Source organism: Pseudomonas sp. RIT357, assembly GCF_000632245.1.
Taxonomy (GTDB): Bacteria; Pseudomonadota; Gammaproteobacteria; order Pseudomonadales; family Pseudomonadaceae; genus Aquipseudomonas; species Aquipseudomonas sivasensis.
This window is the reverse complement of record NZ_JFYX01000046.1, coordinates 102,028-127,329: the sequence shown is the minus strand read 5'-3', so window position 1 is coordinate 127,329 and position 25,302 is coordinate 102,028. Positions and strand designations below refer to the sequence as shown.

Sequence of the window (25,302 nt, the reverse complement as noted above, 5' to 3'; positions counted from 1 at the left end):
ATCAACGACTCACAGCAATCGCCTGGTTATTCATAATACGCGGAGTCAGGAATACCAGCAGCTCGGATTTTTTATCCGCCACTACATCGCGCCGGAAAAGGCGGCCAAGATACGGCACATCGCCCAAAAATGGCACTTTATCTACCACTTTGCTTTGGGTATTGGAGAAAACACCGCCAATGACGATCGTCTCTCCATCCTTGACCAACACCTTGGCGTTGACCTCGTTTTTCTTGATCGGCGGTACGTCGTTGAGTTTATTGAGGTAGTCGGGCTCATCCTTGGTGACTTTGACCACCATGATCACATGGTCATCGGGGGTGATTTGCGGGGTAACCTCCAATGAAAGGGAGGCCTCCTTGAACGACACCGACGTCGCACCTTGGGAGGTGGATTCCTGGTAGGGAATTTCCGTGCCCTTCAGAATGCGCGCGGTTTCCTTGTCGGAGGTGACCACCTTGGGCTGTGAGACGATTTCTCCATTGCCGGTTTTCTCCATGGCGGTCAGTTCCAGGTCGAGCAGCAGGTTGTCGGTGATATACGCAATGCCCAAGCCGGAGGTACCAGTAAGCGAACCCAGATCTACGAACGGCGAGCTGGGTGCATTTTCAGGAGTTTGGGCACCGTCCGACTGAGGCTTCTGAATACCTCCGGCGGCCCAATTCCCTCGATTGAGGCGACCTCCCCAGCGCGCGCCCAGGCTTTTGTCGTAGTCGACGTTGGCCTCGACAATCCGCGCCTCGATCATCACCTGGCGCACCGGGATATCCAACTGCGCCACGATCCGGCGCAGCTCTTCCAAACGCTCGCCGGTCTGGTAGGCAATGATGTTGTTGGTGCGGTCATCTACGGCCACCGAACCGCGCTCATCCGTCGTTCCTTCAAAGCCGTTCACCGACTGGAACAGCTTGGCCAGGTCCGCCGCCTTAGCGTAGTTGACCTGCAATAATTCACGCCGCAGGGGCGCCAGGTCGGCCATCTGCTTGCGCGATTCCAGCGTGAGCAATTCACGAGCGGCCAACTCCTCGGCGGGCGCCACCAGTAGCACTCCGGCCTTTATCCGTTTATCCAAACCTTTAGTTTGCAGCACAAGATCCAGCGCTTGATCCCAGGGCACATGCTTGAGGCGTAGGGTGATGGAGCCCTGCACATCGTCGCTGACCACCAAGTTGAGGCCGGCCACATCGGCGATTTGCTGCAATACGGCGCGCAGACCAATGTCCTGGAAGTTGAGGCTCAGCTTTTCACCTGTATAGGCGCCCGACACCGCATTCCCGGGAGGCGGTAGCTGGATAAGATCCACACGATTGGGCACAGCAACAGCCATCGGTGCCGTGAACGCTATCCATAGCGCCACACCGAAGGACGAGAAAGTCCTTTTCATTGTTTGATTCCGTTATGAGTGGAGGTTTAATACGAGGGTTCGCGGGCGCTCCAGCCATGCGCCCTGTTCATCGGGAAACAACTCGACCAGTTCGATATGGCCGTCATGAATCGCTGTGATTCGACCATGATCCGGCCCGAGGTAATCGCCGACCGCCAGGCGATGCACCGTAGAGGCCTGGCGCAGCAGGACGAAAGTCTGCGCCCCGCGGGACAACGTGCCGACCATGTCGAACTGATCCACAGAGAGACCTTCCAAGGCTCCACGCGAACGAGCCAGGTCTGGGGCAACAGCCGCCCGTCCACGCGAGTGATCGACGTGCAAGGCAAGGAGCTGGAACGGATCACGTAGACCGGAGGCGTCGTAGACAAAGGGTTGTTCTTGCAGGGCTGGCGCGCCCCGTTTAACGCCTTTCTGGCTACGCCAATAGCTCTTGGCCAGCAGATCAAGCCGCAGTAGCTTGCCATCACTTCGGAGAGCAACGTCATGCACCGTAGCGATGCGCGAGAGGCCACCCAGGGCACTCACAAACGTCGCCAGGTCGTGATAGGCGCCGGTGACGCCGACCTGGACAGGCTGTTCGTTATAGAGTGGCCGAGACAGCTCATCCAACGGCGTGACGCTCTCTATCACCAACCCATTAGCCAGTGCTAACCGAGCGATGTCCTCCAGCAAGCCGGGCACCTCGGACTCACCAGGCAATTGCTGAAGAAGGCCGCTGACCTTTTCCTGCATAAGTTGGAACTTGCGAGCCTGGTCTTCTAGATCCGCGGCCACGTCAGTTTTTTCCGCGCGTTGCTGCTGCAGGGCAACACCTTGAACCTCGACCTGTCGCAATCGCTCCCGTGATGAGCTCAGGTATAGAAGGTCACCCACCACCAGCACTATGCCGGCCAGCGCACAGCCCAGCAGGACTTTGCCAGGTAAGGGCCATTTTGCAGCGTTGTGAGTCAGCGCGGAAAATTCGAGCCCGGGCAGGCTCATGGCTGGGCCTCGGAGGATTCTCCCTGGCGTACCATCAACTGGAATTCGTTGGTGCCGCGAGCGCCGTCGGCTCGCACATGTTGCAGGCGCGTAGAGTGTGCACCTTCGGAGGCTTCCAGGCGGCGCATCAACTGGGCAATGTCCTGGCTGGATTCAGCGCTGCCACTGATACTCACCGTATCGCCTTTGGCGACGACCTCATGCAAATGCACGCCATCAGGGACCGCACGGGCCAACTGATCGAGCAGTTGTGCGCCGGCGGAGCGATTATCGTGCAAGTCTTGTACGATCTTCATGCGTTCCGCCAGTTGCTGGCTTTGCACCTGAAGGTCATCAATGGTCTTGATACGCGAGTCCAGCACGGCGACGTCCTTGCTCGCATGATTATTGCGCGTCACCTGCCGGTCGATCGCCTGGTCGATCACCTGATCCGCCAGCCACACCGCCGCAAGCGCCACGCAGGCAAACGCCGCCAGCAGCATCAAGAAATATTTACGCCGCCGTTCCGCCAGCGCCTGGCGCCAAGGCAAAAAATTGATTCGTGTCATCCAGCGAAACTCCTCAGGGCCAACCCGCAAGCGACTCCCATCCCAGGGGCATCGACGACCCACTGTGTACCATCAACTCGATGGCCAAGTGTGAAGCTGGCGAAATCCTGACTGCAAGCGTGCGCCAATGCAAACTCTTCGATGTCCACGACACTGGTCGCCAACCCAGCCAGCGCCAAAACGGCTTCACGGGCCTCGACGTGCTCCTTGAGACAGGATGCCAGCAATACCTCGACCCGCGCTGCCCCCTGCGCCGAAATGCCCTGAACCTGAAAATCCAGTGCCACTTCATCCAGCGGATAAGGAATGTATTGATCTGCTTCCATCTGAATCCTCCAGGCCATTTCGTCATCACTCAGCCCTGCAGGCATTTCAATTACCCGAGTAATCACCGAAGGCCCCGCCACGGCAACAGCCGCCCGCTTGGCCGACGCGCCAAGCCGAGACAGCGCGATGTAAAGCGCCTGCCCAATACCTTCCAGGTCCAGCAGGGTGCCATCGACTACCGAATGGGCAGACAGCGCCTGTGTGGCGTAGCTTTGCACGGTGTAACCGCTGGCTGAACGACTGATTTCAACCAGCTTGATCCCCGCTTCATTGATGTCGACGCCCAGGACGGTGTCGTCTTTTCGCCTGAAAAATCCCTTTTCCATAAAACTCCCCAAAACTTTCCCTGTCATAACGCCTGATTGCGGCTGGGCGCCGCGCATTCGGCCGGCATGTTGAAGTGGCGCGAATGACGCCCCAACCCGAAAAATGCTTTAATGCCCAGCGTTTTTTCCCGCTTTTTCTCTGCTGCCCGGGTCGATCCATCGTTTGCCATGCATGCCCCGACGCCTAACTCATTCTTTTCTCTGGAAATCCAAAAGCCTTGATTCGTCTGCTGAAGTTTTTCGGGTACTCCATTGTCGCGATCGTCTGCGGGCTACTGCTCGTACTCAGCGGGGCCTACCTCTACCTTAGTCCGGGTTTACCCTCCGTAGAGGCACTCAGAAGTATCCAGTTGCAGATTCCTTTGCGGGTCTACAGCAGCGATGAAAAACTGATCGCGGAGTTCGGCGAAATGCGCCGCACACCGATCCGTTTTGCCGACATTCCGCCCAATTTCATCAGCGCCCTGCTGTCAGCCGAAGATGATAATTTTGCCAACCACTATGGCGTCGACCCCAGCAGCCTGGTTCGCGCCGCCACACAATTGGTAAAAAGCGGACACATTCAATCCGGCGGCAGCACCATCACCATGCAGGTGGCGAAGAACTTCTTCCTCACAAGCGAACGCAGCTTTTCGCGTAAAGCCACCGAGATCCTGCTGGCATTGCAGATCGAGCGTCAGCTGACCAAGGACGAGATCCTTGAGCTTTACGTTAACAAGATCTACTTGGGCAACCGCGCCTACGGCATCGAAGCCGCGTCCCAGGTGTACTACGGCAAGTCCATTCGCGACGCCAGCCTGGCGCAGATGGCGATGATTGCCGGCCTTCCAAAGGCGCCTTCGCGCTTCAACCCACTGGCCAACCCGGCGCGCAGTAAAGAGCGCCGCGACTGGATCCTTGGGCGCATGTACAAACTGGGCAAGATCGACCAAGCCGCTTATGAAAGCGCGATAGCCGAACCACTGAACGCCAGCTATCACGTACCGACGCCGGAAGTGAACGCACCTTATATCGCTGAAATGGCACGTGCGGAGATGGTCGGCCGTTATGGCAGCGAGGCCTACACTGAAGGCTTCCGCGTGACGACGACGGTTCCGAGCAACTTGCAGGACATCGCCAATGACGCAGTGCATTCCGGCCTGATCACTTATGACCAGCGCCACGGCTACCGAGGCCCTGAATCGCGCTTGCCGGGCAAAACCCTGAGCGCCTGGACGACCGAGCTGGGCAAACAGCGCGCGATCAGCGGGCTGGAGCCGGCCATCGTCACCCAGGTGAAGAAAGATGGCCTGCAGGTACTGACACGCACCGGCGAAGCCCACATAGCCTGGGACAGCATGAAGTGGGCACGCCCGTTCCTGAACACCAACAGCATGGGCCCGATGCCCAAGCAGCCGTCAGACGTCGCGCAAGTGGGCGACCTGATCCGCGTGCTACGTCAGAAAGACGACAGTCTTAAATTTAGCCAAGTACCGCTGGCCCAAGGTGCGCTGGTCTCGTTGGACCCGCAGAACGGTGCAATCCGCGCCCTGGTGGGTGGCTTCGCCTTTGAGCAGAGCAACTACAACCGTGCCACCCAGGCCAAGCGCCAGCCGGGCTCAAGCTTCAAGCCGTTTATCTATAGTGCCGCACTTGATAACGGCTACACCGCCGCCAGTCTGGTCAACGATGCACCGATCGTGTTTGTCGACGAGTACCTGGACAAGGTCTGGCGCCCGAAAAACGACACCAACACGTTCCTTGGCCCTATCCGTATCCGCGAGGCGTTGTACAAGTCGCGCAACCTGGTGTCGATCCGCTTGCTGCAGGCGATGGGCGTCGGCAAGACCATCGATTACATGACGCGTTTTGGCTTCAGCAAGTCAGACCTGCCTCCTAACCTGTCCCTGGCGCTCGGCACGGCAACCCTCACGCCGATGGAAATTGCCACCGGCTGGAGCACGTTTGCCAACGGCGGCTACAAAATCGCGCCGTACCTGATCGACAAGATCGAAAGCCGCAATGGCGACACCCTGTTCACCGCCAACCCACCGCGCGTGCCGGGTGATGTGGTCAACGGCGTGGCGGCCACTGACGGGTTGGCAGCGCCGAGCAACGGCGGTATTACCATCGAGCCGACACCTGGCACCTCGCCAGCCGTAAACACCGCTGCAACCGAACCACAGGCACCTGCCGTGGCCGAGCGCATCGTGGATGGCCGCACGACGTATATCCTCAACAGCATCCTCGAAGACGTGATAAAGAAAGGCACTGGACGCCGCGCACTGGCCTTGGGCCGTGCGGACATCGCGGGCAAGACCGGTACCACCAACGAATCCAAGGACGCCTGGTTCTCCGGCTATAACGCCGACTACGTGACTACCGTGTGGACCGGCTATGACCAGCCCGAAAGCCTCGGGCGTCGAGAGTTCGGTGGCACCGTCGCACTGCCGATCTGGATGAGCTACATGGGCGCAGCCTTAAAAGACAAGCCGCTGCATACCCAGCCGGAGCCGGAAGGCATCCTTAGCCTGCGGATCGACCCGGTGAGTGGCCGTGCGGCATCGCCAAGCACGCCGAATGCGTACTTCGAACTGTTCAAGAGCGAAGACACGCCGCCGTCGGTCAATGAACTGGGTAACGGCGTTGCACCGGGCAGCCCGCTGCCGGCAGATGAGGCGGCGCCGATCGACCTGTTCTAACGGAGTCTGTGTTTGAACACAGATTCAATGTGGGAGGGCGCTTGCCCCCGATACCAGTGGAGCAGCCAACTCATCATGTGGCTGACACTCCGCCATCGGGAGCAAGCCCCCTCCCACCTTTGGTTCTGCGCAGGCCGTGGTTTTTATAGCCACACAGCAAAAAGCCCCGACTCGCGAGAGCCGGGGCTTTTTGTTGGTGCGCTACAACGGCTTAGCCGTTGAACACATCATCCACGCTTTGCAGCGGGTAGTTCTTCGGATACGGCAGGGTGGCCACACCGGTCTCGATGGCGGCTTTGGCCACGGCATCGGAGATCAGGGTGATCAGGCGCTTATCCATTGGTTTCGGAATGATGTACTCACGACCGAATTCCAGCTTGGCACCACCGTAGGCATCGCACACGTCCTGAGGCACCGGCAGCTTGGCCAGTTCACGCAGGGCATTGGCGGCAGCTACTTTCATCTCTTCGTTAATGCGCTTGGCGCGAACGTCCAGGGCACCACGGAAGATGAACGGGAAACCCAGAACGTTGTTGACCTGGTTCGGGTAGTCCGAACGACCGGTGGCCATGATCACGTCGTTACGAGTGGCGTGAGCCAGTTCCGGCGAGATCTCTGGGTCCGGGTTGGAGCAGGCGAATACGATCGGGTTGGCCGCCATGGACTTCAGACCTTCGGCGCTCAGCAGGTTCGGGCCGGACAGGCCGACGAACACGTCTGCACCGTCAAGGGCGTCAGCCAGGGTGCGCTTGGAGGACGGGTGGGCAAACATCGCCTTGTACTGGTTCAGATCGGTACGCTCGGACTGGATCACGCCCTTGCTGTCGACCATGTAGATGTTTTCCAGCTTGGCGCCCATGCTCACGATCAGCTTCATGCAGGAGATGGCCGCAGCACCGGCGCCCAGGCAGACGATTTTGGCGTCAGACAGGGTTTTACCAGCGATTTCCAGGGCGTTGATCATGCCGGCCGCGGTAACGATCGCGGTACCGTGCTGGTCATCGTGGAATACCGGAATGTCGCACTGTTCGATCAGGGCCTTTTCGATCTCGAAGCACTCAGGTGCCTTGATGTCTTCCAGGTTGATGCCACCGAAGGTGATGGAGATACGCTTGACGGTGTCGATGAAGGCCTGCGGGCTCTCGGAATCGACTTCGATGTCGAAAACGTCGATGCCGGCGAAGCGCTTGAACAGCACGCCTTTACCTTCCATGACTGGCTTGGAAGCCAATGGGCCGAGGTTGCCCAGGCCAAGAATCGCGGTGCCATCGGAAATCACTGCAACCAGGTTGCCCTTGCCTGTGTACTTGTACGCCAGCTCGGGATCACGAGCGATTTCACGTACGGGCTCAGCCACGCCGGGGCTGTAGGCCAACGACAGATCGCGGGCAGTGGCAGTGGCTTTGGTGAGCTCTACACTCAGCTTTCCTGGACGAGGATGGGCATGATATTCGAGAGCGGCAGTTTTCAAATCAGACATATCGGCATTCCGCTTTTACTGTTGGTCGACGGACCGCCGAGGATACTCGTGTCGTAAAGCCCCTACAAGACTGGGCAGTCACAGGTGTCAAGGCCCCGAAACGACGTACTTTAGTCTAAAGCCACGGTATACAAGGGCTAGACTGTTCACAATCGACATAAAAAATGTCTACAATTTTTTATTAAAACGTCAATTTGATCATGCTGGAGTCGGTCAGCGGCAACAACCAACGCGCATGATCGTGTTTCAGGCCGCCGCGCTTGGAGCGATCCTGCACCCAACCCCGAGCCTCGACTACCTTGCCTTGCAGACCATTAAGCAGACCGACATCGAATGTGCGGGCCAGATCGGGTGCAATGCGTAATACCAGTGAACGCTCCAATTCTATCCAGATGCCACCTCGATTGCGTTCGATCTTGCTTACGCGGCCGCTGACCAAGGCAAAGCCGGATTGCTTGAGCTGCGCCACGGGCTGTATTGGCGATTGCCGCCAGAGGCCCAGACTCGCCTGACGGGCGCGGTTTTCAGCAGCTTGCTGGCAGGCGACGAGATCCACATTGGGCGCGACGCCCACCTGGAATCCAAGGCCCTCAGCCAGCAATTGCGCCTCCAGGTTCTCGCCATTGCCACCGTAAAGGTGGGCCAGGGTACGACCGTAATGATCTTTAGGCTCGCGCCCCGGCACCAGGCCGACGCGACCGCCGCTGGCCGCCACCAACGCCTGCAAACGCTGGCGAGCGGCGACAGAATAGGGCTCATCGGTTCGGCCCTTTTTGCCGGTCTCCGGCGCATTAAGGCCGATCATCCGCACGCTGCGGCCATCCTTGAGACGTACGGTATCGCCATCAACCACACGCTGCACCTCGACCTGGGACACGGACGTCGGTGCAGGGCAAAACACCTCGGCCTGAACAGCCGACAGCCAAATCCCAGGCACAAAAAAGGCGCCCGCAAGGGACGCCTTTTTCAACAGCTGGCAAAAGCCCATAAGGCCTTTGAGCCTTACTCTGCTTGAGTAGCAGGCTTCTTGCCGAAAGCACCAAAGCGATCTGCGAAGCGCTGTACGCGGCCGCCGGTGTCCAGAGTCTTCTGCTTACCGGTGTAGAACGGGTGGCACTCGTTGCATACGTCAGTACCCAGTGGCTTGCACAGGTTCGAGCGAGTTTCGAACTTGTTGCCGCAGCTGCAGGTTACTTCGATGGTTTCGTACGCTGGATGGATATCGGCTTTCATGGCACTTCCTCGGGCTAGCGTGCCGCCACTCGACACTATTGTCGAATACCGCACGTAATTAGGCCGCGGATTCTACCAGACCTTTTTAAACGCGCAAGCGGCCCTTGCGGCCGATTCCCAACATAAAAGCTCCTTTCATCAGAAAACCATGGCATACCCAAGCCTTGCCCTGTCTGCTAGGCTCCCGCCCTTCCTCATCACCCTCCTTATATGGAACCCCGCGTGCCCGACGCCATTTTGCGCCTAGCCCTGCCCTCGCCCCTGCGCCGCCTGTTCGACTACCGGGCCCCGGCCGGCGTGCTGCGAGCGCAATTGCAGCCAGGCATGCGCGTGCGCGTACCCTTTGGCCGACGGGAAATGATCGGCGTTCTGATAGAAGTCGCCGATCACAGCGAAGTCCCGGCCGAAAAGCTCAAACCGGCCCTGGCCATCCTGGACGCCACCGCACCATTGCCGCCCGCGCTATTCAAGCTGTGCCTATGGACCGCCCAGTATTACCAGCACAGCCTGGGCGACACCTTGAGCTGGGCGCTGCCGGTGCTGTTGCGTCAGGGCGAGTTGGCCGAAGCACGCCAGGAGCGTTTCTGGTCGACGGTGCCCGGTGCCCGTCTCGATGACCCGCGCATCGCCCGTGCCCCGCGCCAGCGTGAAGCCCTGGCAACCCTGGCCCAGCATCCACACGGCGTAGCGCATCAGCTATTGAGCAAGCTGATGCTGAGCAAGGACAGCCTCGACCTGCTGCTAGCCAAAGGCCTGGTGCAGGTGGAAATCCGCAAGCACGCCCCCGACCCGCGCCACGAACATTGGCTGGCCCAGCCGGAATTACCGCTGAACCCCGAGCAACGCGCGGCGTATGAAGCGATTCGCGCAGGTTTCGACAGTTTCCATGCGTTCCTGCTGGCCGGCGTCACCGGCAGCGGCAAGACCGAAGTCTATTTGCAGTTGATCCGCGAAACCCTGCAGGCCGGCAAGCAGGCACTGGTGTTGATCCCTGAGATCAACCTCGGCCCGCAAACCCTGGCGCGTTTCGAACAGCGCTTCAACGCTCGCATCGCACTGGTGCACTCGGCGGTCAACGACCGTGAACGTCTCGAGTCGTGGCTGGCCGCGCGAGATGGCGAAGCTGACATTATTATCGGCACCCGTTCGGCGCTGTTTACGCCGATGAAAAACCCCGGCCTGATCATCATCGACGAGGAGCACGACGGCTCCTATAAACAGCAGGAAGGCCTGCGTTACCACGCCCGCGACCTCGCACTGGTGCGCGCGCGCCAGGAAGACATTCCGATTGTGCTCGGTTCGGCTACCCCATCCCTGGAAAGCCTGCACAACGCCTACACCGGCCGTTATGGGCTCCTACGCTTGAATGAGCGCGCTGGCGGCGCCAAGCAGCCTCGCTTCATGCGCCTGGACGTCAAAAGCCGTCCGCTGGACAGCGGCATTTCCGGGCCGATGCAGCAAGCCATCGGCCAGACCCTTGCCGCTGGACAGCAAGTATTGGTCTTTCTCAACCGCCGCGGCTTTGCGCCGACACTGCTGTGCCATGACTGCGGCTGGATGTCTGAGTGCGAGCGCTGCGATGCGCGCATGACCGTGCACCAACGCCACGGCGAGCTGCGCTGCCACCACTGCGGCCATGTGGAACGTGTGCCTCGCCATTGCCCGCAGTGCGGCAAGGTGGACCTGCGTCCGGTGGGCGCGGGCACCGAACGTGCCGAAGAGCGCTTGGGCATTCTGTTTCCGGATTACCCGGTACTGCGAGTCGACCGCGATAGCACGTCGCGCAAAGACGCGATGAATCAGCTGTTCGCCACTATTCAGAAAGGCCAGCCTTGCATCTTGGTGGGCACGCAGATGCTCGCCAAAGGGCACCACTTTCCACGGGTGACACTGGTGTCGATCCTGGATGCCGACGGTGGTTTGTTCTCCGGGGACTTCCGCGCCAGCGAGCGCATGGCGCAGTTGATCGTGCAGGTCGCGGGTCGTGCCGGGCGCGCGGAGGAACCGGGCAAGGTGATTATTCAGACGCACCTCGCTGACCACCCTTTGCTGATCCAACTGACCGAACAAGGCTATTTTGCCTTCGCCGAACAAGCACTGAGCGAGCGCCGTTCCGCCGGCCTGCCGCCGTTTGCGCACCTGGCATTGCTGCGAGCAGAAGCGCACAAGCCCGGCCAGGCCGAAGGTTTTCTTGATGAAGCATGCAGCGTCGCCGAAGGTTTACTGAGCGAACTGAGCCTGACCGGCATCGAACTGCTCGGCCCGGTGCCCGCGCCCATGGAGCGCCGCGCCGGACGCTATCGCGCTCAGCTACTCTTGCAGGCAACCTCACGCGCACCGCTGCATCGACTATTAAGTAGCTGGCTGCTTGCCCTGGAGCAAATGCCCAGCGGCCGACAAGTGCGATGGTCGTTGGATGTAGACCCGGTAGATTTGTATTAACCCAGGCCACAGGTCCCACGAAGGTTGGCAAGCCCGCCCTCGCCACGGATAATGCCCAGTTTTTCCACCTGCGCATCGCGCGCCGCCGCTTGCGGTCGAAAGAGAACACCATGAAAGACACCATTCGCCAGCTGATCCAACAAGCCCTCACCCAACTCGTCAACGAAGGTGTGTTGCCTGAAGGCCTGACGCCGGCGATCCAGGTGGAAAACACCCGAGACAAGACCCACGGCGACTTCGCCAGCAACATCGCGATGATGCTGTCCAAGCCGGCTGGCATGAAGCCGCGCGACCTGGCGGAAAAAATCATCGCCGCGCTGCCGGCTGATGAGAGTGTGACCAAGGCCGAAATCGCCGGCCCTGGCTTTATCAACTTCTTCCAAAACACCCAGGCCCTGGCTTCGCGCCTGGATGCAGCCCTCGCCGATGCCAAGATCGGCGTACGTAAGGCCGGCCCGGCTCAGCGCGTGGCCATTGACCTGTCGGCACCTAACCTCGCCAAAGAGATGCACGTCGGCCACCTGCGCTCGACCATCATTGGCGATGGCGTGGCGCGGGTGCTGGAGTTTCTGGGCGACACCGTGATCCGCCAGAACCACGTGGGCGACTGGGGCACCCAGTTCGGCATGCTGATGGCTTATCTGCAGGAAAACCCGATCACCAGCAACGAGCTGTCGGACCTGGAGAACTTCTACCGCGCCGCCAAAAAGCGTTTCGATGAATCCGAAGAGTTCGCCGACCGGGCCCGTGGCCTGGTGGTGAAACTGCAGGCCGGCGACAAGGAATGCCTGGATCTGTGGGGCCGCTTCCGTGATATCTCGCTGTCCCACTGCCAGGAAATCTACGAGCTGCTCAACGTCAAGTTGACCATGGCCGACGTGATGGGTGAAAGCGCCTACAACGACGACCTGATCAACGTGGTCAACGACCTCAAGGCCAAGGGCCTGCTGGTCGAGAGCAACGGCGCGCAGTGCGTGTTCCTCGAAGAATTCAAGACCGCCGACGGCGAACCGCTGCCGGTGATCATCGTCAAGGCCGATGGTGGCTACCTCTACGCCACCACCGACCTGGCCGCCGTGCGCTACCGTAGTGGCGTGCTCAAGGCGGATCGCGCGCTGTATTTCGTCGACCAGCGCCAAGCCCTGCACTTCCAGCAGGTGTTCGAAGTGGCGCGCCGTGCGGGCTTCATCACCCACCCGATGCACATGGAACACATGGGCTTCGGCACCATGAACGGCGCCGATGGCCGTCCGTTCAAGACCCGCGACGGCGGCACCGTGAAGCTGATCGACCTGCTGAACGAAGCCCAAGAGCGTGCCTACAACCTGGTGAAGGAAAAGAACCCGGAGCTGGCCGAAGCCGACCTGCGCAACATCGCCCGCGTAGTGGGGATTGGCGCGGTGAAATACGCCGACCTGTCCAAGCACCGCACCAGCGACTACAGCTTCAACTTCGAACTGATGCTCAACTTCGAAGGCAACACCGCGCCGTACCTGCTGTACGCCTACACCCGCGTGGCCGGTGTGTTCCGCAAGCTGGGCAAGGACTTCAGCGAAGTCGAAGGCCAGATCGTGCTGGACGCGCCTCATGAACAGGAACTGGCCGCCAAACTGGCGCAATTCGGCGAAGTGCTGAACAGCGTCGGCGAGAAAGGCACGCCGCATATCCTCTGCACCTACCTGTATGAAGTCGCCGGATTGTTCTCCAGCTTCTACGAGAACTGCCCGATCCTCACCGCCGACGACGAAGCCCAGAAGCAAAGCCGCCTGCGCCTCGCCGCACTGGCTGGACGGACCCTCAAGCAAGGCCTGGAACTGTTGGGCCTGGAAACTCTGGAGCGTATGTAAGTTGGCTGCCAAGAAAAAACCTGCACCCAAGCGCGGCGCCAGCCGCTACCAGGCCCCGGCGAAGAAGCCGATTCCGGGCTGGTTGTGGATGGCCATCGGCCTCACGGTTGGCGCGTTTATCGTGTTCCTGATGAAGCTGGACCCAGGCCAGGGCGATGACGTCAAACGGGTCAAACAGGAACAGCAGAAAGCCACGAAAATGGCTGAAGCTAACAAGACTGCACCGAGCCCAACGGCACCGGTAAAGCCGAAGTACGACTTCTATACGCTGCTGCCGGAATCGGAAGTGATCGTGCCGCCTGACGCCGTGCCGGAGAAAACCCTGCCGACGCCGCAAGTGCCGACCACCCCGGTGACCCCAGCGGAAGCCGCGAAAATCGACACTGCGCGGGCCCAGGCAGCACTGGCCGGGATTACTCCGCCGCCCGCACCACCGGTTGCGGAGACCAAAGCCGCACCTGTGACCAAGTTCTTCCTGCAAGCGGGCTCGTTCCCGAAACAGGCGGATGCGGATCGTGTGCGTGCGCAGATTATTCTGCTGGGCCAGACGGTGACGGTGGAGTCGGGCACTGTAAAGGACGCGACCTGGTATCGCGTCCTGGTGGGGCCGTTCAGCAACCGCGAACAGCTGACCGTGGCACAGAAACAATTGGCCGGCGCAGGGTTTAGCAACCTGTTGTTACAACAACGCCAGAGCCGCTGATTTCGAAGACACAACAGCATTAATGTGGGAGGGGGCTTGCCCCCGATGGCGGTGTATCAGTCACCAGATTCATTGACTGACACTCCGCCATCGGGGGCAAGCCCCCTCCCACATTTGGTTTTGCAGCGCTCTGAAATGTGTGTCAGACCGATAAACACCACTCGTCCGCCATAAACCCCTACGGTTGAAATCCCCCCCGCCACCCCCATATGAGTTTCCATCAGGGCATTTTCGCCCCGCTGCGTGGAGACTCTCCCCTTGACCACCATCGTTTCAGTACGTCGCCACGGCAAAGTCGTCATGGGCGGCGACGGACAGGTTTCCCTGGGTAATACCGTGATGAAAGGCAACGCGAAGAAAGTCCGTCGCCTGTACCACGGCCAGGTGCTCGCCGGCTTTGCTGGCGCTACCGCCGACGCTTTTACCCTCTTCGAGCGTTTCGAAGGCCAGCTTGAGAAACATCAGGGCCACCTTGTGCGCGCCGCTGTGGAGCTCGCTAAAGAATGGCGCACCGACCGCTCCCTCAGCCGCCTGGAAGCCATGCTGGCTGTAGCAAACAAAGACGCTTCGCTGATCATCACCGGCAACGGCGATGTGGTTGAACCCGAGCACGGCTTGATCGCCATGGGCTCCGGTGGCGGTTACGCCCAGGCCGCGGCGAGCGCACTGTTGAAGAAAACCGACCTGTCGGCCCGCGAAATCGTCGAAACCGCCCTGGGTATCGCCGGCGACATTTGCGTGTTCACCAACCACAACTTCACCATTGAGGAGCAGGACCTCGCCGAGTAAGCCGTAGGCTTATTCCCGCTTGAGGCCGCCAAAAACTATGTCCATGACTCCCCGCGAAATCGTCCATGAACTCAACCGCCATATCATCGGCCAGGACGATGCCAAGCGCGCCGTTGCCATCGCGCTGCGTAACCGCTGGCGCCGGATGCAACTGCCCGAAGAATTACGCGTTGAAGTAACACCGAAGAACATCCTGATGATCGGCCCGACCGGTGTCGGTAAAACCGAAATCGCCCGGCGCCTGGCCAAGTTGGCCAATGCCCCGTTCATCAAGGTCGAAGCGACCAAGTTCACCGAAGTCGGCTATGTGGGCCGTGACGTCGAGTCGATCATCCGTGATCTGGCCGACGCCGCCCTGAAGATGCTGCGCGAACAGGAAGTGACCAAGGTCAGCCACCGCGCCGAAGACGCCGCCGAAGAACGCATCCTCGATGCCCTGTTGCCACCGGCACGCATGGGTTTCAACGAAGACGCCGCGCCGTCGTCCGATTCCAACACCCGCCAACTGTTCCGCAAACGCCTGCGTGAAGGCCAGTTGGATGACAAGGAAATCGAGATTGAAGTCGCCGAGGTCTCCGGCGTCGATATTTCCGCACCGCCTGGCATGGAAGAAATGACCAGCCAGTTGCAGAACCTGTTCGCCAACATGGGCAAGGGCAAGAAGAAAAGCCGAAAGCTCAAGGTGAAAGAGGCGCTCAAGCTGGTACGCGACGAAGAAGCCGGGCGCCTGGTGAATGAGGAAGAGCTCAAGGCCAAAGCCCTGGAAGCTGTCGAGCAGCATGGCATCGTGTTTATCGACGAGATCGACAAGGTGGCCAAGCGCGGCAATTCCGGCGGCGTCGATGTGTCCCGCGAAGGCGTACAGCGCGACCTGCTGCCGCTGATCGAAGGCTGCACCGTGAACACCAAGCTGGGCATGGTCAAGACCGACCACATCCTGTTTATCGCTTCCGGTGCGTTCCACCTGAGCAAGCCAAGCGACCTGGTGCCGGAGTTGCAAGGTCGTCTGCCGATTCGCGTAGAGCTGAAGGCACTGACCCCTGGCGACTTCGAACGCATCCTCAGCGAACCGCATGCGTCGCTCACTGAGCAGTATCGCGAGCTGTTGAAAACCGAAGGCCTGGGCATTGAGTTCCTGCCGGACGGTATCAAGCGCTTGGCTGAGATCGCGTGGCAGGTCAACGAGAAGACCGAAAACATCGGCGCACGTCGCCTGCACACGTTGCTTGAGCGCTTGCTTGAGGAAGTGTCTTTCAGCGCCGGCGACATGGCCGGTGCGCAGAATGGCGAGGCGATCAAGATCGACGCCGAATACGTCAACAGCCACTTGGGCGAATTGGCACAGAACGAAGACTTGTCGCGGTATATTCTGTAAGCCTCACACAGAACTGCTTTGCTTCAAATGTGGGAGGGGGCTTGCCCCCGATAGCGGTGGATCAGTCAGCTTATCTATAGCTGACCCACTGCAATCGGGGGCAAGCCCCCTCCCACATTTTTAAGCCGGTTTATTCAAGAGCACCTCATATGGCCAAGTTTCCTACTGCTGTAAACCTGCACAAAACCTCAAACACCCTCGGCCTCACCTACGGGCCCGACGAGGTATACCAACTTCCCGCCGAACTGCTGCGCACCCACTCGCCTTCCGCCGAGGTCCAGGGCCACGGCAAACCCATCCTGCAATTCGGCAAGCTCAACGTTAAGTTGATCAAAGTAGAACCGGCCGGTCAGTACGCACTGAAATTGACCTTCGACGATGGGCATGACAGCGGACTGTTCACTTGGGACTACCTCTATCAATTGGCCGTGCGTCAGGACGCGTTGTGGACCGATTATCTCGCCGAGCTCAAAGCCGCCGGCAAAACCCGCGACCCGAGTCAGTCGGTCGTGCGGCTGATGCTCTAGTCCAGGCTTCTCGCTCATTAGAGGGCATTTTCTAATTTCATCTGTTTGAATGCCCTGTCGCGTGGTCAACGATTGGCCCGCTTGCGAAAAAAATTAAACTCGGGTAACCAATGGAACTGGCAAGTTCCCTGCATTTGACGATGCGGTATCAACGGTCACCCGAGTCGCAGTACCAGGCTTGTGTTGTGTATCGAAACTTGGTGCACGGCGGTACCCGGTACTCGTCTTTCGGACAATGGAGCGTCGTAGATGAGTAACAAGAACAACGATGACTTGAAACGCCAGGCCTCGGAAAACACCCTGGGGCTCAACCCGATCATCGCGTTACGCAAAAAGGATTTACTGGCCTCGGCCAAGATGGTGCTGACCCAAGCCATCAAGCAACCGTTGCACAGCGCCAAGCACGTCGCCCACTTTGGCGTTGAATTGAAGAATGTGATGTTCGGCAAATCGGAGCTGGTGCCTGAGAGCGACGACCGTCGCTTCCACGACCCGGCCTGGAGCCAGAACCCGCTCTACAAGCGCTACCTGCAAACCTACCTGGCGTGGCGCAAGGAACTGCATGACTGGATTGGCGACAGCAACCTGTCGGACCAGGACATCAGCCGCGGCCACTTCGTAATCAACCTGATGACCGAAGCCATGGCCCCCACCAACAGCGCAGCCAACCCGGCGGCAGTCAAACGCTTCTTTGAAACCGGCGGTAAAAGCCTGCTCGACGGCCTGTCACATTTGGCCAAGGACATGGTGCACAACGGCGGCATGCCGAGCCAGGTCAACATGGGCGCCTTTGAAGTGGGCAAGTCCCTTGGCACCACTGAAGGCGCGGTGGTGTTTCGCAACGACGTGCTGGAGCTGATCCAGTACAAGCCAATCACCGAGCAGGTGCATGAGCGCCCGCTGCTGGTCGTACCGCCGCAGATCAACAAATTCTACGTATTCGACCTGAGCCCGGAAAAGAGCCTGGCGCGCTTCTGCCTGCGCAACGGCCAGCAAACCTTTATCGTCAGTTGGCGAAACCCGACCAAGGCCCAGCGTGAATGGGGCCTGTCGACCTATATCGAGGCGCTCAAGGAAGCGGTCGATGTGGTCACGGCGATCACCGGCAGCAAAGACATCAACATGCTCGGCGCCTGCTCCGGCGGCATTACCTGCACCGCTCTGCTCGGCCACTACGCGGCGCTGGGTGAGAAGAAGGTCAACGCCCTGACCTTGCTGGTGAGTGTGCTGGACACCACCCTGGACACCCAGGTGGCGCTGTTTGTGGATGAGCAGACCCTGGAAGCGGCCAAGCGCCATTCCTACCAGGCCGGCGTGCTGGAAGGCCGCGACATGGCCAAGGTATTCGCCTGGATGCGCCCCAACGACCTGATCTGGAACTACTGGGTCAATAACTACCTGCTGGGCAACGAGCCGCCGGTGTTCGACATCCTGTTCTGGAACAACGACACCACACGTTTGCCGGCCGCCTTCCATGGCGACCTGATCGAACTGTTCAAAAACAACCCGCTGGTTCGCGCCAACGCACTGGAAGTGTGCGGCACGCCCATCGACCTCAAGCAGGTCACGGCGGATATTTATTCACTGGCCGGCACCAACGATCACATCACTCCCTGGCAGTCTTGCTACAAGTCGGCGCAGTTGTTTGGCGGCAAAGTGGAATTTGTGCTGTCCAGCAGCGGGCATATCCAGAGCATTCTCAACCCACCGGGCAACCCCAAGGCGCGCTACCAGACCAGCGACAGCCTCGCGGGCAAGCCTCTGGAATGGCAGGAGAACGCAACCAAGCACACCGATTCCTGGTGGCTGCACTGGCAGGTATGGCAGGCAGAGCGCGCCGGGAAGCTGAAGAAGGCGCCGACGACATTAGGCAACAAAACCTACGCCGCAGCCGAAGCGGCACCTGGAACCTACGTACACGAGCGTTAGATTGAAATGGGATCAAATGTGGGAGGGGGCTTGCTCCCGATGCAGGCGACACGGAGCGCCTGCTACACCGCGTTGATGCTATCGGGAGCAAGCCCCCTCCCACGTTGACCCAATACCTACCGGACTACCTCACAGGGCTTGAGCATGCCGCAACCGTTCATCTTCCGCACCATCGACCTGGATGGCCAGACCATCCGCACGGCGGTGCGCCCGGGCAAGCCTCACTTGACGCCGCTGCTGATCTTCAACGGCATCGGCGCCAACCTTGAGTTGGTGTTTCCGTTCGTCCAGGCCCTGGACCCGGACCTGGAGGTGATTGCATTCGATGTGCCAGGCGTCGGCGGCTCATCTACCCCCAAGCGGCCCTATCGTTTTCCCGGCCTGGCCAAGCTCACCGCGCGCATGCTCGACTATCTCGACTACGGCCAGGTCAACGCCGTAGGCGTGTCCTGGGGTGGTGCGCTGGCGCAACAGTTTGCCTATGACTACCCGGAGCGCTGCAAGAAACTGATCCTGGCAGCCACGGCGGCTGGCGCAGTGATGGTGCCGGGTAAGCCCAAGGTTTTGTGGCTGATGGCAAGCCCACGCCGCTACATCCAACCGTCCCATGTGGTGCGTATCGCGCCGATGATTTACGGCGGTTCTTTCCGCCGCGACTCGAACCTCGCCGCCGAACATGCGAGCAAGGTGCGATCTGCCGGCAAACTCGGTTACTACTGGCAGCTGTTCGCCGGGCTGGGCTGGACCAGCATCCATTGGCTGCACAAGATCCGCCAGCCCACCCTGGTGCTGGCGGGGGACGACGACCCGCTGATCCCCTTGATCAATATGCGCATGCTGGCTTGGCGCATCCCCAATGCGCAATTGCACATCATCGATGACGGCCACCTGTTCTTGATCACCCGGGCCGAAGCCGTGGCGCCGATCATCATGAAGTTCTTGGAAGAGGAGCGAATGCGTGCAGTGATTCATCCACGCCCGGCGGTGTAAGGACGCAACGCCGCGCAACTTGCCAGGAACCGACTATGGTTCTGAATTGGCGTGCCTGTTTGATGGCTAGACGAAGGAGTGTTGGCTCATGCGAGAAAGACCCGTGACGAACCCGGCGCCTACCCCTGCTGCGTTCATCAATGCGCAAAATGCGATCACCGGCCTCAGGGGCAGGGACTTGCTCTCGACCTTGCGCAGCGTCGCCGCCCACAGCTTGCGCAACCCGGTGCACACCGCACGGCATGCCTGGGCCTTGAGCGGCCAGTTGGGTCGGGTGCTGTTGGGCGAGACCGTGCACGAGCCCAACCCCCATGACAGCCGCTTCAGCGATCCCACCTGGAAGCTCAACCCGCTCTACCGCCGAAGTCTGCAAGCCTATTTGAGCTGGCAGAAGCAGACACGTCACTGGATCGACGACAGCGCCCTGAGCGCCGATGACCGGGCCCGCGCACACTTCGCCTTCTCCCTGCTCAACGATGCCGTCTCACCCTCCAACACCCTGCTCAACCCGCTGGCCGTCAAAGAGTTGCTCAACTCCGGCGGCAACAGCGTGGTGCGCGGTGTGGCCAATTTGTTCGAAGACCTGCTGCACAACAACGGCTTGCCACGCCAAGTGAGCAAGCACGCGTTCGAAGTTGGCAAGACGGTTGCCACCACCCCTGGCTCGGTGGTGTTTCGCAATGAGCTGCTGGAGCTGATCCAGTACAAGCCCATGAGCGAAAAACAGTACGCCAAGCCACTGCTGATCGTGCCGCCGCAGATCAACAAGTACTACATTTTCGACTTGAGCCCGGCCAACAGCTTTGTGCAGTACGCGCTCAAAAACGGACTGCAGACCTTTATGGTCAGCTGGCGCAACCCGGATGTGCGCCACCGCGAGTGGGGCCTGTCCACCTACGTTGCGGCGCTGGAGGAAGCGCTTAACGTATGCCGGGCAATCACCGGCGCCCGAGAAGTCAACCTGATGGGTGCCTGCGCCGGCGGCCTGACCATCGCCGCCTTGCAAGGCCACTTGCAGGCCAAGCGTCAGCTACGCCGCATCTCCAGCGCCAGCTACCTGGTGAGCCTGCTGGACAGCCAGATCGACAGCCCCGCCACCCTGTTCGCCGACGAGCAAACCCTGGAAGCCGCCAAACGCCGCTCCTATCAAGAGGGAGTGCTGGATGGGCGCGACATGGCCAAGGTCTTCGCCTGGATGCGCCCCAATGACCTGATCTGGAATTACTGGATCAACAACTACCTGTTGGGCAAGGAACCGCCGGCCTTCGACATCCTGTACTGGAATAACGACAACACGCGCCTGCCCGCCGCGCTGCATGGCGACCTGCTGGACTTCTTCAAGCACAACCCGCTGAGCCATCCCGGCGGCCTGGAGGTATGCGGCACGCCCATTGACTTGCAAAAGGTCACCGTGGACAGCTTCAGCGTGGCCGGCATCAACGACCACATTACGCCGTGGGACGCGGTGTATCGCTCCACACAATTGCTGGGCGGCGAGCGGCGCTTCGTACTGTCCAACAGCGGGCATATCCAGAGCATCCTCAACCCTCCGGGCAACCCCAAGGCCAACTACGTCGAGAACCAGAAACTGAGCAGCGACCCACGCGCCTGGTACTACGACGCCAACCATGTCGAAGGCAGTTGGTGGCCGCAATGGCTGGAGTGGATCCAGCAGCGCTCGGGCGTGCAACGCGAAACCCTCACGGCTCTGGGCAACCAGAATTACCCACCGATGGAAGCGGCGCCGGGCACCTATGTGCGAGTGCGCTGAGCTCAACGATCACATTAAGAAGACTGGATGAAGACCCGCGACCGTATCCTTGAATGCGCCCTGCAGTTGTTCAACCAAAAGGGCGAGCCGAATGTATCAACCATGGAGGTGGCCAATGAAATGGGGATCAGCCCCGGCAACCTCTACTACCACTTCCATGGCAAGGAGCCGCTGATCATTGGGCTTTTTGAGCGTTTTCAAGGTGAGCTGGCGCCGTTGCTTGATCCGCCCGCAGACGCACAATTGAAGGCTGAGGATTACTGGCTGTTCCTGCACCTGATTGTCGAGCGAATGGCCCACTACCGGTTTCTTTTCCAGGACTTGTCCAACTTGGCCGGACGCCTACCGAAGCTTGCCAAAGGCATTCGCAACCTGCTTACAGCGCTCAAACGTACCCTGGCATCATTGCTGGCGCGATTGAAGGCAGCGGGGCAAGTGGTCAGTGACACGCAGGCACTGGGGCAATTGGTGGAACAGATCACCATGACCTTGCTGTTTTCCCTGGATTACCAGCGGATACTTGATCGCGAAGGCGAGATACGGGTCGTGGTGTACCAGATCATGATGCTGGTAGCGCCGCACCTGCTATTGCCGACACGGCTGACGACGGAGCGGTTGGCGCTGCGTTATTTGGATGAGCCCGTTTGACGGGCCGTCATCCCGGCTCGCCGAACTGGTAACTGAACTTGAAGAGTTCGCTATCACTGCTAATGCCCAACTTGCGATACGCCGATTGCTTTTGCGTGCTGATGGTACTTGCACTACGCGAAAACTTCGCAGCAATTGAATTTACCGTCATACCATCGAGAAAACACCTCAACACTTCCTGCTCTTTAGGTGTTAGGCAAGCGTTCATTTGCAACGAAGTTGAAGGCTCCACTCTCGATTTCATATTGAGAACATCAAGTATTGATTGCATACCCTGCAGTGCGGGCACCATACACGGCTTCAAGTAAATACGGCCTTGAGCAACCGTTCGAATGGCCGTCACCAGTTCGGTCAAGTTCTGGGTCTTGCCCAGTACCCCCCAACATCCTGCCTTCAAAGACAATGAAACCGTGGCAGGCGTGTAATGCGAACACACGATCAGTGGCCTGCACTGGCTGAAGCGCCTGCTCAGGGCCTGGATCAGGCTGAGGCCGTCGCTGTCCGATGGTGCCAGGACAAAGTCCATGACCACAACGTTCGGAGGTCGCCGAGTAAGCGCTTCCAGCAGTTCCCCAGCCGTGCCGAAAGAGCCGATCACATCAAGGTCAGGCGCAGCGCTCAAGCCCAGCTCAATTCCCTGCCGAACCATCTCATGGTCATCTAAAAGCATGACGGTGTACGTAGTGGGCATAGAAGTAGGCATACAAAAAACCCGCATAAGTAAATACAACACCGCACCTTTGAATACGCGTGCTGCAATTACGGTATACCCAGTTACAGTCAGGCATCAATACTACGGGGCAATAAGCGCAAGTCCTTCAGCACGCTCCTACAGAAAAACATTAGTCCTACAGAAAAGTCTTAAGCTAAAAAGTTTTCGAATAATTACGAAATAAAACTCAGCACTTTTCTATAGATGAAGTTCGCACTCCCAGACAAATTATGCCTTCCGCCATTCGAGTAGAACTCGAAACACACTTCAGGCGTCACGCCTTAACCTGCGGCGGGCTTCTTTTACAAATTCACGACTGGGATGACCATGAAAATCACCGCTCTTTCCCCTGTTGCGGCAGTACTCGCTCTGACTGCGGCACTGTCACAGCCGGCATTCGCCGCCAACGATGGCGTTATCAATTTCACCGGCCTGGTGACCGATGTGACCTGCACCGTCGAGGGCGCAGCGCCGGGCACAGGCGCCGTCGTCAAAGACGTTAACCTGGGTGGCGTCTCTGCCTCTCGCCTGGCGACGGCGGGTAGTCGCGCCAACCTGACGGGTTTCACCATTCGCATTGGCGGGCCTGGCGAAGGCAGTTGCACCAATGGCCGTACCGCCATGGTGGCTTTCGACCCAACCAGCCCGGCCATTGACGTGGCCACCGGCCGCTTGAACATCGACGGCCACGATGATCCCTCCGACACCACCAATGCCAAGAACGTACAGGTAGAAGTAACCAATCGTGATGGCTCCCCGATCAATGTCTACACCGAGAAATCGGAGGGCGTAGTGATCGTCGACAACCAGGCGATTATCCCACTGGCAGCGCAGCTGTATGCCAGCGGTGCCGCCACCGAAGGCACGGTTAAAACCCGCGTCGGCTTCCTGATCGAATACGCCGAGTAAGAGGTGGACACGTCTGTACCCACAGACCTTGTACGCCCAGGACCTGCCATCGCCGCGCAGGTCCACTTCCAGCCTCGAAGAGACTTCAGATGATTAAACGAATGGCTCGCCGCGCCCTCGCCACCTGCGCTTTTGGGCTGATATCGCTTCACGCGCTCAGCACACAGGCGGGCGTGATTGTCCATGGCACGCGCGTGATCTACCCCGCAGAACAACAGGAAGTCGTTGTGCGGCTGGAAAACAAGGGCAGCCGCCCGGCGCTGGTGCAGGCCTGGCTGGATACCGGTGATCGACATTCGACGCCGGCGACTGCGCAGACCCCGTTCACCCTGACGCCGCCATTGTTTCGTATCGAGCCATATCAACAGCATGCCTTGCGCCTGCGCTATTCCGGTGAACCGCTACCCGAGAATCGCGAAAGTCTGTTCTGGTTGAACGTACTGGAAGTACCACCGCTTTCCGCCGATGCCGCGCAAAACAACCAGATCGAATTGTCGTTCCGTACTCGCCTGCGGGTGTTCCTGCGCCCACAAGGGCTGGCATATCCCATCGCCAGCGCCGCGTCAAAACTGCAATGGAAACTGGTACCCCATGACAATGGCTTTGCCCTGCAAGCCACCAATCCCACGCCGTACCATATTTCAATCGCCTCGGTTGACTTGCTGAGCGAGGGCAAGCGCTTCAGTAAAGCCGCAAGCAAAGCGGCCAACGACGGACTGTTACTGCCCGCCGGTGACGTAAAACTGTTTGCGCTGCCGCTGCTGCGTAATCGCCCCCACGACAAGCCCGAAGTCGAATTCACCACCGTCAGCGATTTCGGCGCCCGGGTGCGTCACTCCGCTGGCGTCGCACTGTCGTCCGCAGGATAACCCGTCGTATGAAAGCAACTTCGATTTCGCGCTGCTTAACCAGGTTCGCAGTGGCGCTCGCACTGCTCAGTCCGCCCATGGCGCAGGCGAGTGTCGTGATCAATAGCACACGGATTGTTTATCCACAGCAGGACAAGGAAGTCACGGTAAGGCTCGAGAGCAAGAATCAGGCGCCCGTCCTGATGCAAGTGTGGCTGGACAAAGGCGACGAGTACTCGACACCGGATGTAGACGACATACCGTTCGTTGTCACACCGCCGATCTTTCGCATTGAGCCGGGCAAGCAACACGTGGTGCGCCTGGCATACACCGGCGAAACGCTGCCATCGGTACAGGAAAGCCTGTACTGGTTCAACGTGCTGGAAGTGCCTTCTCAGGCCCCGAGCGCTGGGCAGAACAACCAGTTGCAACTCGCCTTCCGCACCCGGATCAAGGTTTTTTTCCGGCCACCCGACCTGCCCTCCGCGGTTGAGGCTGCGCCCGCAAAGCTGCAGTGGCGCAGCGTGACAACCGAGCGCGGCGTGATGCTGGAAGTGTATAACCCGACGCCCTATTACGTGAGCTTCGACAAGATCGAGGTCATCGCGAAGGGGCAGCGCCATGCCCGAGAACCCGCGGCATCGAGCGCCGACAACATGGTGGCGCCCCACGGCCGCAACCACTTCCAACTGACAGGGTTCAAGGCATTACCTGCGAGCGAGACGACCGTCGAATTCCAGACCCTCGACGACTTCGGTCTCACGATTTCGCACAGCGCCAAGGTGTCGTCATGACCGCCACGCCATAGCAACGCCAGGGCCTGCTCAGCGTCTCTTCAGTCCGCCCCTT

Annotated in this window: 22 protein-coding genes and 1 pseudogene; 14 read left to right on the top strand and 9 right to left on the bottom strand. The window is 59.6% G+C overall.

Annotation, left to right across the window (positions count from 1 at the left end; genetic code table 11):
* Nucleotide 1 precedes the first annotated feature (1 nt).
* The 5 genes and pseudogenes from BW43_RS05295 to BW43_RS29065 form a co-directional block, all read right to left on the bottom strand.
* A pseudogene (locus BW43_RS05295) lies at nucleotides 2-1,258 on the bottom strand (type IV pilus secretin PilQ); the annotation flags it as partial.
* 138 nt (nucleotides 1,259-1,396) lie between these two features.
* The gene (locus BW43_RS05300; RefSeq protein ID WP_032890264.1) at nucleotides 1,397-2,368 is read right to left on the bottom strand and encodes a pilus assembly protein PilP; all 972 of its coding nucleotides are present in this window, start codon (nucleotides 2,366-2,368) and stop codon (nucleotides 1,397-1,399) included.
* Nucleotides 2,365-2,916 carry a PilN domain-containing protein gene (locus tag BW43_RS05305; protein ID WP_032890262.1) on the bottom strand — a complete coding sequence of 184 codons (552 nt, stop codon included), beginning with the start codon at nucleotides 2,914-2,916 and terminating at the stop codon, nucleotides 2,365-2,367. The genes BW43_RS05300 and BW43_RS05305 overlap by 4 nt, the downstream gene beginning before the upstream one ends.
* Nucleotides 2,913-3,569 (bottom strand): type IV pilus assembly protein PilM, encoded by a 657-nt coding sequence (pilM, locus tag BW43_RS05310; protein WP_032890640.1) that lies wholly within the window; start codon nucleotides 3,567-3,569, stop codon nucleotides 2,913-2,915. The genes BW43_RS05305 and pilM overlap by 4 nt, the downstream gene beginning before the upstream one ends.
* 23 nt (nucleotides 3,570-3,592) lie before the next feature.
* Entirely contained in the window at nucleotides 3,593-3,739 is a 147-nt protein-coding gene (locus tag BW43_RS29065) for a hypothetical protein (protein WP_177326456.1), read from the bottom strand.
* Nucleotides 3,740-3,790: 51 nt separating this feature from the next.
* Here BW43_RS29065 and BW43_RS05315 point away from each other — a divergent pair, with 51 nt between their 5' ends.
* On the top strand, nucleotides 3,791-6,250 hold the full coding sequence (locus tag BW43_RS05315) for a penicillin-binding protein 1A (RefSeq protein WP_371260752.1): 2,460 nt from the start codon (nucleotides 3,791-3,793) through the stop codon (nucleotides 6,248-6,250).
* Nucleotides 6,251-6,461: 211 nt separating this feature from the next.
* Here BW43_RS05315 and BW43_RS05320 read toward each other — a convergent pair whose 3' ends face one another.
* From BW43_RS05320 to rpmE, 3 genes are all read right to left on the bottom strand, one after another.
* Nucleotides 6,462-7,730, bottom strand: coding sequence for a malic enzyme-like NAD(P)-binding protein (locus tag BW43_RS05320; RefSeq protein ID WP_032890259.1), 1,269 nt, complete (start codon nucleotides 7,728-7,730; stop codon nucleotides 6,462-6,464).
* 181 nt (nucleotides 7,731-7,911) lie between these two features.
* Entirely contained in the window at nucleotides 7,912-8,718 is an 807-nt protein-coding gene (locus BW43_RS05325) for a thermonuclease family protein (protein WP_032890257.1), read from the bottom strand.
* A gap of 14 nt (nucleotides 8,719-8,732) precedes the next feature.
* The gene (gene rpmE / locus BW43_RS05330; protein ID WP_032890256.1) at nucleotides 8,733-8,963 is read right to left on the bottom strand and encodes a 50S ribosomal protein L31; all 231 of its coding nucleotides are present in this window, start codon (nucleotides 8,961-8,963) and stop codon (nucleotides 8,733-8,735) included.
* Nucleotides 8,964-9,185: 222 nt separating this feature from the next.
* Here rpmE and BW43_RS05335 point away from each other — a divergent pair, with 222 nt between their 5' ends.
* The 10 genes from BW43_RS05335 to BW43_RS05380 all read left to right on the top strand — a co-directional run bounded on the left by BW43_RS05335 (nucleotide 9,186) and on the right by BW43_RS05380 (nucleotide 21,984).
* Nucleotides 9,186-11,405 carry a primosomal protein N' gene (locus BW43_RS05335; RefSeq protein ID WP_032890254.1) on the top strand — a complete coding sequence of 740 codons (2,220 nt, stop codon included), beginning with the start codon at nucleotides 9,186-9,188 and terminating at the stop codon, nucleotides 11,403-11,405.
* A gap of 110 nt (nucleotides 11,406-11,515) precedes the next feature.
* On the top strand, nucleotides 11,516-13,252 hold the full coding sequence (argS, locus tag BW43_RS05340; RefSeq protein WP_032890252.1) for an arginine--tRNA ligase: 1,737 nt from the start codon (nucleotides 11,516-11,518) through the stop codon (nucleotides 13,250-13,252).
* A 1-nt stretch (nucleotide 13,253) separates the two neighbouring features.
* Entirely contained in the window at nucleotides 13,254-13,955 is a 702-nt protein-coding gene (locus BW43_RS05345) for an SPOR domain-containing protein (protein WP_027605014.1), read from the top strand.
* A gap of 258 nt (nucleotides 13,956-14,213) precedes the next feature.
* Nucleotides 14,214-14,744 (top strand): ATP-dependent protease subunit HslV, encoded by a 531-nt coding sequence (hslV, locus tag BW43_RS05350; protein ID WP_010563201.1) that lies wholly within the window; start codon nucleotides 14,214-14,216, stop codon nucleotides 14,742-14,744.
* Between the two features lie 37 nt (nucleotides 14,745-14,781).
* Nucleotides 14,782-16,119, top strand: a complete 1,338-nt coding sequence (gene hslU / locus BW43_RS05355; protein WP_032890250.1) for an ATP-dependent protease ATPase subunit HslU — start codon at nucleotides 14,782-14,784, stop codon at nucleotides 16,117-16,119.
* 149 nt (nucleotides 16,120-16,268) lie between these two features.
* Complete coding sequence (locus tag BW43_RS05360) at nucleotides 16,269-16,646, top strand: gamma-butyrobetaine hydroxylase-like domain-containing protein (RefSeq protein WP_032890248.1); 378 nt, start codon at nucleotides 16,269-16,271, stop codon at nucleotides 16,644-16,646.
* A gap of 249 nt (nucleotides 16,647-16,895) precedes the next feature.
* Complete coding sequence (gene phaC / locus BW43_RS05365; protein WP_032890246.1) at nucleotides 16,896-18,575, top strand: class II poly(R)-hydroxyalkanoic acid synthase; 1,680 nt, start codon at nucleotides 16,896-16,898, stop codon at nucleotides 18,573-18,575.
* Between the two features lie 144 nt (nucleotides 18,576-18,719).
* Nucleotides 18,720-19,565, top strand: a complete 846-nt coding sequence (gene phaZ, locus BW43_RS05370; RefSeq protein WP_032890243.1) for a poly(3-hydroxyalkanoate) depolymerase — start codon at nucleotides 18,720-18,722, stop codon at nucleotides 19,563-19,565.
* 88 nt (nucleotides 19,566-19,653) lie between these two features.
* Nucleotides 19,654-21,336, top strand: a complete 1,683-nt coding sequence (phaC, locus tag BW43_RS05375; protein ID WP_032890241.1) for a class II poly(R)-hydroxyalkanoic acid synthase — start codon at nucleotides 19,654-19,656, stop codon at nucleotides 21,334-21,336.
* 27 nt (nucleotides 21,337-21,363) lie between these two features.
* Nucleotides 21,364-21,984 carry a TetR/AcrR family transcriptional regulator gene (locus tag BW43_RS05380; protein WP_032890239.1) on the top strand — a complete coding sequence of 207 codons (621 nt, stop codon included), beginning with the start codon at nucleotides 21,364-21,366 and terminating at the stop codon, nucleotides 21,982-21,984.
* A gap of 7 nt (nucleotides 21,985-21,991) precedes the next feature.
* Here BW43_RS05380 and BW43_RS05385 read toward each other — a convergent pair whose 3' ends face one another.
* Complete coding sequence (locus BW43_RS05385; RefSeq protein ID WP_032890237.1) at nucleotides 21,992-22,687, bottom strand: response regulator transcription factor; 696 nt, start codon at nucleotides 22,685-22,687, stop codon at nucleotides 21,992-21,994.
* A 336-nt stretch (nucleotides 22,688-23,023) separates the two neighbouring features.
* Here BW43_RS05385 and BW43_RS05390 point away from each other — a divergent pair, with 336 nt between their 5' ends.
* The 3 genes from BW43_RS05390 to BW43_RS05400 all read left to right on the top strand — a co-directional run bounded on the left by BW43_RS05390 (nucleotide 23,024) and on the right by BW43_RS05400 (nucleotide 25,247).
* The gene (locus BW43_RS05390) at nucleotides 23,024-23,605 is read left to right on the top strand and encodes a fimbrial protein (protein WP_032890638.1); all 582 of its coding nucleotides are present in this window, start codon (nucleotides 23,024-23,026) and stop codon (nucleotides 23,603-23,605) included.
* Nucleotides 23,606-23,706: 101 nt separating this feature from the next.
* Nucleotides 23,707-24,474, top strand: coding sequence for a fimbria/pilus periplasmic chaperone (locus BW43_RS05395; protein ID WP_032890235.1), 768 nt, complete (start codon nucleotides 23,707-23,709; stop codon nucleotides 24,472-24,474).
* Nucleotides 24,475-24,482: 8 nt separating this feature from the next.
* A complete protein-coding gene (locus BW43_RS05400) occupies nucleotides 24,483-25,247 on the top strand; it encodes a molecular chaperone (protein WP_032890232.1) in 765 nt (254 codons plus the stop codon).
* Nucleotides 25,248-25,302: the final 55 nt, after the last annotated feature.

Bases quoted from the DNA above. Each gene is read 5' to 3' on its own strand.
- BW43_RS05380 (WP_032890239.1), top strand. From the start codon at position 21,364: ATGAAGACCCGCGACCGTATCCTTGAATGCGCCCTGCAGTTGTTCAAC.
- BW43_RS05325 (WP_032890257.1), bottom strand. From the start codon at position 8,718: ATGGGCTTTTGCCAGCTGTTGAAAAAGGCGTCCCTTGCGGGCGCCTTT.
- hslU (WP_032890250.1), top strand. From the start codon at position 14,782: ATGTCCATGACTCCCCGCGAAATCGTCCATGAACTCAACCGCCATATC.
- phaZ (WP_032890243.1), top strand. From the start codon at position 18,720: ATGCCGCAACCGTTCATCTTCCGCACCATCGACCTGGATGGCCAGACC.
- phaC (WP_032890241.1), top strand. From the start codon at position 19,654: ATGCGAGAAAGACCCGTGACGAACCCGGCGCCTACCCCTGCTGCGTTC.
- pilM (WP_032890640.1), bottom strand. From the start codon at position 3,569: ATGGAAAAGGGATTTTTCAGGCGAAAAGACGACACCGTCCTGGGCGTC.
- BW43_RS05320 (WP_032890259.1), bottom strand. From the start codon at position 7,730: ATGTCTGATTTGAAAACTGCCGCTCTCGAATATCATGCCCATCCTCGT.
- BW43_RS05400 (WP_032890232.1), top strand. From the start codon at position 24,483: ATGAAAGCAACTTCGATTTCGCGCTGCTTAACCAGGTTCGCAGTGGCG.
- BW43_RS05305 (WP_032890262.1), bottom strand. From the start codon at position 2,916: ATGACACGAATCAATTTTTTGCCTTGGCGCCAGGCGCTGGCGGAACGG.
- BW43_RS05395 (WP_032890235.1), top strand. From the start codon at position 23,707: ATGGCTCGCCGCGCCCTCGCCACCTGCGCTTTTGGGCTGATATCGCTT.
- BW43_RS05360 (WP_032890248.1), top strand. From the start codon at position 16,269: ATGGCCAAGTTTCCTACTGCTGTAAACCTGCACAAAACCTCAAACACC.
- argS (WP_032890252.1), top strand. From the start codon at position 11,516: ATGAAAGACACCATTCGCCAGCTGATCCAACAAGCCCTCACCCAACTC.
- BW43_RS05300 (WP_032890264.1), bottom strand. From the start codon at position 2,368: ATGAGCCTGCCCGGGCTCGAATTTTCCGCGCTGACTCACAACGCTGCA.
- BW43_RS29065 (WP_177326456.1), bottom strand. From the start codon at position 3,739: ATGGCAAACGATGGATCGACCCGGGCAGCAGAGAAAAAGCGGGAAAAA.
- phaC (WP_032890246.1), top strand. From the start codon at position 16,896: ATGAGTAACAAGAACAACGATGACTTGAAACGCCAGGCCTCGGAAAAC.
- BW43_RS05390 (WP_032890638.1), top strand. From the start codon at position 23,024: ATGAAAATCACCGCTCTTTCCCCTGTTGCGGCAGTACTCGCTCTGACT.
- BW43_RS05385 (WP_032890237.1), bottom strand. From the start codon at position 22,687: ATGCCTACTTCTATGCCCACTACGTACACCGTCATGCTTTTAGATGAC.
- rpmE (WP_032890256.1), bottom strand. From the start codon at position 8,963: ATGAAAGCCGATATCCATCCAGCGTACGAAACCATCGAAGTAACCTGC.